Raw genomic sequence first — 11,615 nt, 5'->3', positions numbered from 1 at the left:
GAATAGCGGTAGTTTACAATGACGACAGCTTACAATGAACGACGACCTGCAACAACGACAATCTACTGAGGCACTGCGCTCTGAATGGCCAGGATCCCTACCGGCCCACTAGGCTCACTTTCATTTTTTAGTCTGTCCAAAGCTGTAACCAGGTAATTATATCTTTTCCCTTTCTCTATACCGGTATCGATATAAGAGGTAAAATCTTCAAAGCTGATCTTCAGAATATTCTTGGCATTTAAAACATCTATTGGCTCGCCTTCTTCAAAACGATAAATCACGTAGCCTGAAGCAGTCTCATCATCTTCTGCTTTTAAAGGTTTCATCCATTTCAGGTGAACACCATCATTCATCGCATCAGCGGTAAGCTGTTGGGGCTTATTAGGCACAACATCATCAAGCCATGGCATCTGCGGCGGCAATGCAGGGTATTTATAAAGATCGTTGCGCAGGGAGTCTCCTGTCGCCCTTGCTACCGTAGAGAAAGACTTTGAGCTAAAGTAAACACTTCCCTGAACCCTGTTGTTGTTTCTGATGTACCTAACCTGATTCGGAATCTGATCAGGCTCGCGCCAGGCAGCTTCCATTTTCTGATTCATTAAATAAGCCGCCTGTCCGATGTACAAATGTCTGCCATAAGTGTTATTGCTCCACCAATCGACCAACGTACCAAATGGTGCTGCTTTACGGGTAAAGCTGAAGTAAATCTGCGGATTAATATAATCTACCCAACCCTCTTTCACCCATTTCCTTGAATCAGCAAAAAGCTCGGCGTAGTTAGATAAACCGTTAGTGGCTGATCCCTCTGGATCTTCATTGCTGTTTCTCCAGATTCCGAAAGGACTAATACCAAATTTAACATGCTTTTTATAGTGATGGATGCTATCGTCAAGTTGCTTAATCAGGAGGTCAACGTTATTTCTTCTCCAATCGTTGACATTGGTAAAGCCATTGGGATACTTATTAAATGTAGCTCCATCATTGATTCTTTGCCCCGCAACCGGATATGGATAAAAATAATCGTCGAAATGAATTCCATCGATATCATAGCCTTTTACCACGTCAAGAATTACCTGCACGATGTATTCCCTTACTTCCGGTATCCCCGGATCAAATTGCTTTTTACCCGCATAAGTGAAGAATAAATCAGGACGCTTCCTGGTCATGTGATCTTCATGAATGAGTGCATTAGGGCTCATGGTAGCGCGATATGGATTGAACCAGGCATGTAACTCCATTCCTCTGAAATGTGCTTCCTTAATCGCAAAAGCCAATGGGTCGTATCCCGGGCTCGGAGCAATCCCTTGCTTACCCATCAGCCACTGGCTCCAGGGTTCTCTGGATTTAGTATAAAATGCATCGGCAGCAGGCCTGACCTGCAATACAATGGCATTCATACCATTGGCTTTATGTTGCTCCAACAGTCCGATAAGCTCTTGCTTTTGCTTATCTACACTTAGTCCCGGCTTGGAAGGCCAGTCTATATTAGAGACCGTAGCTACCCAAACTCCTCTAAACTCTCTTTTTGGAGCAATTTTTGATGTGTTCTGAGCCGCTAGGGGGATTGGTAATATAAGAATAGATAAAAGCGCATAAAGAGTAAGTTTAAGCATCATTTGTAATGTAGAGTTGTAAAAAAATTGTTTCATTTGTTGTTTTCAGAACACAGTTCAGCGGCTGACTTAAGCAAGTAAACGAATTTTTTGATAGTCTCATACAAAATGAATGTTTTTTTTACCATTTGCTGGATTTTTATTTATGTTCGCCCCCTTTACTAAATCTTAAGTAGAATTAAAATTAATGTCAGACCATAAAGATATAGTGAACAAGGGGGACCGCAATAAAATCTATTTCCTTATTGTGGTGATTGTTGCATTACTGGGGACAAACGCGTATCTATACATCAAAGATGACCGTGATAGTCAGAGGCTTACCAGCGTAAATACAGAAAAAGACCGTTTAAAACTCGAGGTTGAGAAAATCGAAGTTGAGCTCGACAAAGTAAATACCCTGAACATTTCTTTAAGCGAAAAACTGATTAAAGAACAGGAGATGGCCAGGTTAAAGATCGCGGAATTAAAGCTTTCCCTGCAAAAGGGTCTCCTGACACAAGTAGAACTTGAAAAAGCACAAGGGCAGGTTAAAGAGCTAAGGGCTTTTGTAAAAACATATAACGATGGCATACAGCGGCTTGAAAGAGAAAATTCTCTGTTAAAATCTGAAATGGATAGCCTAAAAGCATCAGAAAGTTCTGCTTCAAGAAGAGCCCAGGAGCTAGAAAGAAGAAATCTGGAACTGGATGCTAAAGTAAAAACCAGTGCATCATTAAAGGCCTCGAATGTACATGTTACTGCCTACAGGGTAAAAAGCAGCGGGAAGAACATTGAAGTAACCAAAGCCTCTACCGCAAAAAAGCTAAGCGTATCATTTGATATTGTACCCAATCAGCTTGCCAAAAAAGACTACCACAAGATTTATCTGCGTGTGTTTGACCCGGCGGGTAACCTGATCGCTAACGAGAATAATATGTTTGAGGCAGATGGACAGGAGATGCAATTCAGCTATTCGACATCGATATCTTACAATGATGATAACACTTCATATACAATGGACTGGATTAACCCAAATAGCTTTATTAAAGGCACCTATTCCATTATATTGTATGCCGACGGCTATACCATGGGCCGCTCTTCTATCGAATTAAGATAAAGGGAAACTGAGATAGAACGTCGTCCCTATATCTGCTACAGATTTAAAATCTATATTTCCCCCGGCATTTTCTACAGCCTGCTTAACAAATGCCAGTCCCAGTCCGGTTCCGGAAGATTTGGTGGTAAAATTCGGTACAAATATTTTATCCTGTAAAGAAGCATCAATACCTCTTCCATTGTCCATTACTTCGATGTAAACTTTATTATAGTCATTTACAAGAGCGATCTTAATGATGCACTTTTTATTGGCATCAGCAGCTTCTATGGCATTTTTAAACAAGTTATTGAAAGTTCGTAGTAACTGGTCCTTATCTCCCAGTACATGAATATGAGCACGTGTATTATTGATCACTGAGATCTCTACATCTTCTGTGTTGGTAAAAATATCCTTTGCCTGTTCTATGATCGGCAAAAGCTCCAGTTTTTCCAATTTGGTATCCGGCATCTTGGCAAAATTAGAAAACTCAGAAGCAATTGTTGAAAGACTATCTATCTGTTCGATAAAGGACTTATTGAAACGTTCGAATTTCTTTTCAAAGTTGGGATCTTTCTCCTTCCAGGATTTCTCCAGCAATTGTACGCCGAGCTTCAATGGTGTTAATGGGTTTTTGATCTCATGGGCCACCTGTTTAGCCATTTCCCTCCATGCACTTTCCCTTTCTGATCTGGCCAGTTTTACTGCGCTTTCTTCCAGTGCTCCGATCATCTTGTTGTATTCTTTGATTAAAGAGCCTATCTCGTCATGTCTGGACCATACAATAGGTTGATTCTTTTGCCCCCATTTGGTCTTTTTAATACTGTCCTGGATAAAAGTAAGCGGACTGGTAATCTGATTGGCCAGGAACACCGCCAGGATTCCTATGGCTACAAACACCAGCGCATAAATATTGATCAGTGTATTGATAAACACACCTATTTTACTCTGATAATCACTCTCATTGGCATAATATGGAATACCGATATAGGCTACTGTCTGATTTTGTGAATTTCTGATCGGGGCGTATGCCGCCGAGTAGATAAATGTTCCGATCTCTTCTTTCGGATTGATATATTCAGATTTCTGAAGCTGATTTAGATTGATGTATGCTTCCGAATCCATCCTTCGTGCCATTAGACCAAGATCGTACATCTTTGGAAGAGAAGTAAACAACAACTTACCATATTGATCAAATAAGTTCAGGTAAGAGGCATTGATGTCTGCAAACTGCTCAAAATCATTAATTGTCTCGTTCGTCTGAGCCGGCACTCCTGAAATAAAAATCTGTTTCTCGTAAGATTGCTGCACCTTACGAAGCTTTTCTTTAATAAAATCCTGCTGTTGCTTGCGGTAACCGTCGCGAATGTAAAAATAGGTTGTCCACCCGACAATCAACAAAGTCGCCACCACCGAAAGAACAATAGAGAACTGTATTCTGGTCTTGTACAGGATCTTATTGGCATTGATCATCAACGAACGGTTGATGTTAAACCAGCCACCCCAGCTTTCATCCAGGTTTTTCAATAACCATATCAAGGTGTACAGCGTAATGGAGAATAATATAAATACAAGGAAAAAGAAAGATAAAGTAGCCAGTCTGATGACATAAGAAACATTTTCCTTGCTGACGACAATAACTTTTGATGATCCCGCGGCATAAACAAGATGGGTGTAGTTCTGGTTATCTTCAAAGAAATGAGTTTGCGGATGCTCCTTTACAAAATCACTAATAGACAATCTGTAGGTATATTTTCCTGATTGATTTTCAAGGCTTCCGTCTTTATAAAAAGCGATGGAATAATTGCTGTAGTCGTCATCATTTTTGATGGTACGGTCGACCAGTATCTCAGGGAGCAGGCCTTTGTAATTGTAAGGCTGCGATTTCAATTCGATAACCAATGTCCCGAGAATCCTGCCATTCTCAAAAATAGGAATGATACCGAAATAGTTCTGATAACCAAAGGTATCATTCAACCTGTAGAAATAATTTGATTCAGGAGCCTTTACTGAGCCTGATTGTACCAGGCCTTTAAAATAGCTTAAAGGCACATTTTCAGTCCCGGTAATTGAGGAGTCTAAACTATTGTATTCAAAAATGTTATATTCAAAACGCGGCAGGTATTTGCCCAGGTATTTTTTATCAATGTTCTTCTGAAGTTCAGCAGCACTGTTTAAAGCTGGCTGCTTAAAGTAGTTTTGCACAAAACTGTTGGAAGCTATCCCAGTTTCCAGGTTTTCGATGACGCTGATGACAGTAAAGTCATCGGTAGAAACTAGTTTCTGCGCAATACTCTGCCTATTGATCTTTTCTTTTTCATCTATAAACCTTAAGTACTTAATAGAAGAAATAAAGGCAAGGCAAAAGAATAAAGAAGCAAATATGCCTATTGAGAATCTATTCTCCCGGACATAGAAATTCCAGGCCATGATGAAAATGAACAGCGCATAGGTTATAAAAAATATGCTGAACCCATCTTCTAACCTCAACAGAAAGTAGGCGCAGAACGTACATAAAAATAAAATAGACCTTTCTCGATTGGTTACATTTAACTGCAGTGTCTGCTGCATAAAAATATTGGCTACAATATAGATGTTGAACCAAACCAGGCAAAGAATAATGATACTGACCCAGCTGATCCAGCCCAGATTAACAATATTGGTGATGTCAAAATTGATCTTGGAGTTAATGATCAGACCGAGAAAGACACGGTCAAATAAGAATGCAATTGCACCAAAAACAACCAGCAACAGAAAGTGTAAAATATAGCCAACAGCCTTACTTTTAGTCAGCCACAATGGTAATTTATACTTGTCGTTGTAAGTATATACAAAAAGTACGATCCAGGTGACTGCAACTACATTTAGCAGGAAGTCACCCAGCGAGGGCATTAAAAAACTCTCCGCATATATTTTAGGACTAAATATCAGCAGGTTAAATTGCTGGTTGAACCAACCATATTCGAGATCTGCAATCCTTATAGCAACAAAAAAAACGGAGATAAGAACAGTTGCGAGCACCAGGTGTCCTTTCTTTGCAAGCCAGGCACAAACGGAATTGAAGAAGAGACAAAAACTAAAAAGGCCAATCACCCAAAGCCATACTTCGACAGTTGCATAGATACTGGTAGAATATCCGGGTCGCAGCTTCACTTCAAATAACAATGTGCCTTCAAGATTACTGATGCCAAAAACTTCCTTATCTGTAAATGTCGCCAGCGACAATGAATTTGCATCTATCAATGTATTGGATATGCCACTGTCGAGATATTGATTGTCAATGCTGTACTGGTCTTTAACCGCAATCAGAAAAACAATGGTATAATCACCTGAAGTTTTTTTGATGATTTCATAATACCCGTTAACTATTTTCGAGAATGAGGAGCCCTCCTTAAGGGACTCCGGATCCGGAGGGATGGTCTTAATGGAGCTCCAGAATTTAAGCTGTCCATCCCTGTATGTGAGGATATTAATACCTTTTGAACAGTAATTTTTAATGAAGTTCAGGCCGTACTCTTCATTAAGGTGAAATTTTTTAGCCAGTTCAATCTGTTTTGAACTGGCTAAAAAATCATGTACTAGTCTTTCATTTGCATTGAGACTTTTTTGAAGCTTACGCGCTTCGTGGTTAAGTAATTCCTTTTTTGTGATTGAATGCTTAAGTGACAATGCTGTCACTATACAGCAAGCGCCCAATATCAATAAAAGAAATCTTATTTTACCTCCTATGCTCACGCTAAACTATTTTATGTAACCGATGTATTATACAGTCGTTGTAGCTGAGCTTGTCTGTACTTCTCTGCTTACTTTTTTCACTAAGCCTTGTAGTACATTTCCCGGGCCAACTTCAACAAACTGGTCTGCTCCATCGGCAATCATTTGCTCAACAGTCTGTGTCCATTTAACTGCCCCTGTTAATTGGGTAATTAAATTTTCTTTTATCTTTTGAGGATCAGTATTCGCCACAGGATCAACATTCTGATAAATAGGACAAACAGGAGGCATAATGGATACATTTTCAATCGCTTCCTGTAACTCCAAACGTGCAGGCTCCATCAGCGGAGAATGAAAAGCACCGCCTACATTTAGCTTTAATGCACGCTTTGCACCCGCTGCTGTCAGTTGCTGGCAAGCAATATCAACGCCTTCGATACTTCCTGAGATTACAATTTGACCTGGACAGTTATAATTGGCTGCTACTACAACCTCGTCAATACCACTGCAAATATCCTCTACTACTTCATTGGCCAACCCAAGAATCGCAGCCATTGTTGATGGTTGCAACTCACAGGCCTTTTGCATCGCATTAGCACGTGTGATTACCAGTTTCAGCCCGTCTTCAAAAGACAATGCGTTGGCAGCAACCAAAGCAGAAAATTCACCAAGTGAATGTCCTGCCACCATATCCGGCTGAAAATCGGCACCCAGAGTCTTTGCCAGTATAACAGAGTGAAGAAATATGGCGGGCTGAGTTACTTTTGTCTGTTTAAGCTCTTCATCGCTACCGGAGAACATGATATCGCTGATGCGAAAACCGATGATCTTATTGGCTTTTTCAAAAAGTGCTTTAGCTAGTTCATTTTCATATAACTCTTTGCCCATTCCAGAGAATTGAGCCCCTTGACCTGGAAATACGTATGCTTTCATAAATGATTTATTGTTTGGTTTGATTAGTGTAAATTGGCTGTAATTAGTCTCAAAAACTCTGCCCTTGTTTTGTCTTTTGCAAATTCTCCGGTAAAAGCAGATGTGGTAGTCACAGAATTTTGTTTCTGTATGCCCCGCATAGCCATGCATAGGTGTTTACACTCTATAACAACTGCAACACCTGCCGGTTGTAATGTTTCCTGGATACAATCCCTGATCTCATTGGTCAGACGCTCCTGCACCTGCAATCTGCGGGCAAAGGCATCAACAATACGCGGTATTTTGCTCAATCCAACAATATGCCCGTTAGGGATGTAAGCAATATGTGCTTTACCAAAAAAAGGAAGCATATGATGCTCGCACATAGAGAAAACCTCTATGTCTTTTACCACGACCATCTGGCTATAATCTTCCTTAAACATCGCACTCCGCAGTATTTCTGCCGGATTCAGGTCATATCCGTGGGTTAAATACTGCAAAGCTTTAGCTACACGTTCCGGAGTTTTCACCAATCCTTCTCTCTCAGGATCTTCTCCAAGCTGCCCTAAAATATCTTTATAATGATGAGCGACTGAAGCTATTTTACTTTCATTGTAACGGTCTATTTTGATGTAACCGTCTGCTTCTTCGTCGAAATGGTTATGATTGTTCATATCTGTGCGCTGTTAACCTAAATACTCAACAAAATTATTTTCGGTCTCGTAAATTTTAATGCTATGTAATTGTGCGCCTGATTCAGCAATCAATGAATACAATTGCTCCCAGATTGCTATGGCCAGATTCTCGGTAGACGCCAATTTATCTTTCATGAAATCAACATCAAGATTTAAATTCTTATGGTCGATTTTATCTACTACTGAAACATTTATAATGTCTTTCAACCACTTCAGATCAACCAAAAATCCCGTTTCCGGATTCACCTCACCTTTAACGGTAACATATAACTGGTAGTTATGTCCATGCCAGTTTGGATTGGCACATTTCCCATAAACTGCTTCGTTTTCTTCGGCAGTCCAGTCAGGTCTGGAAAGTTTATGCGCTGCGTTAAATGATGCTTTTCTTGTTATATATATCATTTATATAAGGTTATAAAGTTTGTTATATCGCCCCAAATATACGCAGAAAATAGCTAACTTAGTGATCTATGAAGCCCCTTATAGTTGCCGCGACCATCCCTGAAATCGCCATTTTAATCGCGACTTTCAATTTACATGAAAAGGAATTCATACATTCTCCGGAATTTGACATTTTAATTACGGGAGCCGGAATGACGGCTACGGCATTTGCCCTCGGCAGACATTTATCTCCAAAATATAACCTTGTTTTAAATCTCGGGATTGCAGGAAGTTTCGACAAATCTTTGCCCCTGGGTACAGTGGTTAATATCACTACTGATGAATTTGCAGAACTTGGTGCGGAAGACAAAGATCTCTTTATCAGCATTGACGAGCTGGGATTTGGAAAATCGAAATACACTGCTTACAACAATCTGCTGAATGACCACATCACGCAGTTAAAAAAGGTCGATGGGATTACTGTAAATCGCGTCAGTGGAAGCGAAGAAAGCATTAAAGCGATTACCAACAGGCTTAATCCGAAAACTGAAAGCATGGAAGGTGCGGCTGTTTTATACTGCTGTGAACAAACATCAATACCCTGCCTCCAGATCCGAAGTATTTCCAATTATGTTGAACCCCGCAACAAAGCCAACTGGAACATAGGCCTTGCCATAAAAAACCTGAACGATTGGGCAATCGGATTTTTGACAAATACATAACTAAACGTGTTCAGGTTGTAGTTACCTTAGCTTCATGAAACTTAGCTTAGGATTTTCACCTTGCCCCAACGATACTTTTATTTTTGATGCACTCATACATCATAAAATCGACACCGAAGGATTAGATTTCGAGGTATCTTTTGATGATGTTGAAACCTTAAATCAAAAGGCTTTTCGCAGCGAGCTCGACGTCACCAAATTAAGCTTTCATGCCTTCGCTTATGTGTATGATAAATATGCTTTGTTAGATGCAGGAAGTGCCTTAGGATTTGGAGTAGGCCCAATGTTGATCAGCAAGCGCAAAGATCTGACACCGGAAAACCTTAATGCTGACTTAAAAATTGGAATTCCGGGAAAATACACCACCGCAAATTTTCTTCTTGGGATCGCTTTTCCCCATTTGGCGAATAAACAGGAAATGGTTTTCTCTGATATAGAACCCTCATTATTAATCGATAAGATTGATGCAGGATTGATCATTCACGAGAACCGTTTTACTTACGCAGAAAAAGGCCTGACAAAAATTATAGATCTTGGCAATTACTGGGAAGAACTTACCGGTTGTGCAATCCCATTAGGCGGCATAGTGATCAATAGAAAACTGGATAAGGAAGTGCAGGAAAAGGTAAACAGATTGATCAGGAAATCTGTAGAATATGCATTTGCCAATCCGAAGTCAGGTGTTTCATTCATCAAGGCTCATGCACAGGAAATGAGCGAAGAAGTCATGTACAAACATATAGACCTCTATGTAAATCAATACTCTGTGAATCTGGGAACGGAGGGCAGAAAGGCAATAGATGTAATGTTTAAAATGGCACAGGAAAAAGGTATTATAAAGCCCCTTGATAGAAGTCTTTATTTGACCCTTAACTAGTTACAAGGGCCGTCAGGTATCTCTTTGGTTATTTTAAGCAGCTTGGTGACCACCATCGTAGAATCAAAATCTGCAGAAACGATGAGGCTGTCCGATTTAATCAAATGGCATTCGACTTCTATGTAAACCGGTTCATATGGTTTTTCAAAGTTAAAATTACTATAAGCAAGTTCTAAGGTCTTGGCACTATCGGCCACCCAATACTCTCTCCCCTCTTCACAATCGGTAAAAGATTTGATCTCTGGGCCATAACTATACAATCCTTTGATAACTCTTGTAGTATTCTTTAGTTCTTGTTCAGATTTCTGATTACAAGCTGTAACAACTGCTGCAAGTGCTAAAAATAGAACAATGTATTTAGTATGTAGATTCATATGGTTAAAGATCTTGATTTAAATTATTAATCTTTTTTACGCTTAAATTAGATGACAAAGCTGATGCCACAAAAGAGAATATGCTTACCGTTAAAAACACAAGAACAAAATCTTTCCATTTAAAGCCAACAGGGTAGGCATTTGTAATTACCAGATCATCCTGAGACATTTTAATCAGTCCGAATTTTTGCTGCAACAGACAAAAAATAAATCCGACTAACAGACCAAATATACATCCTGTCATGGTGATCATCATTCCTTCAAATAAGAATATTCTCTTTATTAACTTTTTACCCGCTCCAAGACTACTCAAAACAGCAATGTCTTTGACTTTATCTATAACTAACATAGTTAGTGACCCTATAATATTAAAGATAGCTATAATTAAAACAAATGTGAGGATAATATATACTGCCCATTTTTCGCTTCCCAATATATTATAAAGCACCTTATTTTGCTGTATTCGATCCTTTACTTCAAATTTACTCCCTAAATCCTGCCCAATTTCTTCTTTAAATTTATCGACATCAATACCAGGCTTAAGATTAATTTCAATAGAAGATATCTTTTCCGGCTCATCCAACAATGTTCTCGCAAATTTCAAGGGGACAATGGCAATGTTATCAAAGTCTTGCTGTACCTCAAAAACACCTGATACAGGAATAGAAAGAATGGTAAAATCATCTGCAGGATTAACAGAATTGACATTACCTCCCCGCTTAGGCGAGAAGATCTGCAACTGGTTGAATGGATCAGTAGTATTGACCATGAGGTAGGTCTGTATGGCTGAACCTATAACCGCATTGCTGCCATACTTATTTTCCAATACGAAACTTCCATCAATAGTAATGCTGTCGAGACTCTTATTTTTTAAATAATCTTCACTGACGCCTTTGATAAGGCCCACAGACTGTTTATCATTGTAACGCAGCAGGGCATTTTCCGACAATACTTCTGTATAAGAATAAATGCCGTTATTCGCTTTTAAAGTCTTAAAATATGCTGTATTTGGATCAAATGTTTTTCCCTGTGCAGGAGCAATAACAACCTGAGGTGTAATGGTATTGAACATTTTCAGTACCACATCTTCAAATCCATTAAAAACGGACAATATGATAATCAATGCCGCACTGCCTACAAACACACCCACTACCGAAATGGCAGAAATGATGTTGATCGCATTGGTAGATTTCTTTGCAAAAAGATACCTTTTGGCTATGTAGAGTGCTGTATTCAATTTTCCTTATTAAACTCC

10 protein-coding genes are annotated in these 11,615 nt (G+C 39.4%); 3 read left to right on the top strand and 7 right to left on the bottom strand.

All coding sequences use genetic code 11. The annotated features are described in order from the left end of the window. Nucleotides 1-62: 62 nt before the first annotated feature. Nucleotides 63-1,613 (bottom strand): glycoside hydrolase family 10 protein, encoded by a 1,551-nt coding sequence (locus tag FA047_RS15230; RefSeq protein ID WP_136837117.1) that lies wholly within the window; start codon nucleotides 1,611-1,613, stop codon nucleotides 63-65. Between the two features lie 187 nt (nucleotides 1,614-1,800). Here FA047_RS15230 and FA047_RS15225 point away from each other — a divergent pair, with 187 nt between their 5' ends. Continuing rightward, complete coding sequence (locus FA047_RS15225; RefSeq protein WP_136836933.1) at nucleotides 1,801-2,709, top strand: hypothetical protein; 909 nt, start codon at nucleotides 1,801-1,803, stop codon at nucleotides 2,707-2,709. Here FA047_RS15225 and FA047_RS15220 read toward each other — a convergent pair. The 4 genes from FA047_RS15220 to FA047_RS15205 are packed head-to-tail and all read right to left on the bottom strand — an operon-like array spanning nucleotide 2,701 to nucleotide 8,408. Continuing rightward, complete coding sequence (locus tag FA047_RS15220) at nucleotides 2,701-6,420, bottom strand: sensor histidine kinase (protein ID WP_225872750.1); 3,720 nt, start codon at nucleotides 6,418-6,420, stop codon at nucleotides 2,701-2,703. The two genes, FA047_RS15225 and FA047_RS15220, sit on opposite strands and share 9 nt — an antisense overlap. A 27-nt stretch (nucleotides 6,421-6,447) precedes the next feature. Then, nucleotides 6,448-7,332: an ACP S-malonyltransferase gene (fabD, locus tag FA047_RS15215; protein ID WP_136836932.1), complete on the bottom strand. Its 885-nt coding sequence runs from the start codon at nucleotides 7,330-7,332 to the stop codon at nucleotides 6,448-6,450. A 23-nt stretch (nucleotides 7,333-7,355) separates the two neighbouring features. Continuing rightward, the gene (gene folE / locus FA047_RS15210) at nucleotides 7,356-7,985 is read right to left on the bottom strand and encodes a GTP cyclohydrolase I FolE (RefSeq protein WP_136836931.1); all 630 of its coding nucleotides are present in this window, start codon (nucleotides 7,983-7,985) and stop codon (nucleotides 7,356-7,358) included. Nucleotides 7,986-7,997: 12 nt separating this feature from the next. Then, nucleotides 7,998-8,408, bottom strand: coding sequence for a 6-pyruvoyl trahydropterin synthase family protein (locus FA047_RS15205; RefSeq protein WP_136836930.1), 411 nt, complete (start codon nucleotides 8,406-8,408; stop codon nucleotides 7,998-8,000). A 68-nt stretch (nucleotides 8,409-8,476) separates the two neighbouring features. Here FA047_RS15205 and mqnB point away from each other — a divergent pair, with 68 nt between their 5' ends. Continuing rightward, a complete protein-coding gene (mqnB, locus tag FA047_RS15200; RefSeq protein WP_136836929.1) occupies nucleotides 8,477-9,109 on the top strand; it encodes a futalosine hydrolase in 633 nt (210 codons plus the stop codon). Nucleotides 9,110-9,143: 34 nt separating this feature from the next. Continuing rightward, entirely contained in the window at nucleotides 9,144-9,986 is an 843-nt protein-coding gene (locus FA047_RS15195) for a menaquinone biosynthesis family protein (RefSeq protein WP_136836928.1), read from the top strand. Here the strand turns inward: FA047_RS15195 and FA047_RS15190 are convergent. Together FA047_RS15190 and FA047_RS15185 are read right to left on the bottom strand one after the other, a co-directional pair. Then, nucleotides 9,983-10,360, bottom strand: coding sequence for a hypothetical protein (locus FA047_RS15190; protein WP_136836927.1), 378 nt, complete (start codon nucleotides 10,358-10,360; stop codon nucleotides 9,983-9,985). The two genes, FA047_RS15195 and FA047_RS15190, sit on opposite strands and share 4 nt — an antisense overlap. 4 nt (nucleotides 10,361-10,364) lie before the next feature. Then, nucleotides 10,365-11,597, bottom strand: coding sequence for an ABC transporter permease (locus FA047_RS15185; protein WP_136836926.1), 1,233 nt, complete (start codon nucleotides 11,595-11,597; stop codon nucleotides 10,365-10,367). Between the last annotated feature and the right edge of the window lie 18 nt (nucleotides 11,598-11,615).

The organism is Pedobacter frigoris (assembly GCF_005116445.1).
Classification (GTDB): domain Bacteria; phylum Bacteroidota; class Bacteroidia; order Sphingobacteriales; family Sphingobacteriaceae; genus Pedobacter; species Pedobacter frigoris.
The sequence above is the reverse complement of the archived record's forward strand: the minus strand, read 5'-3'. Positions and strand labels throughout refer to the sequence as shown.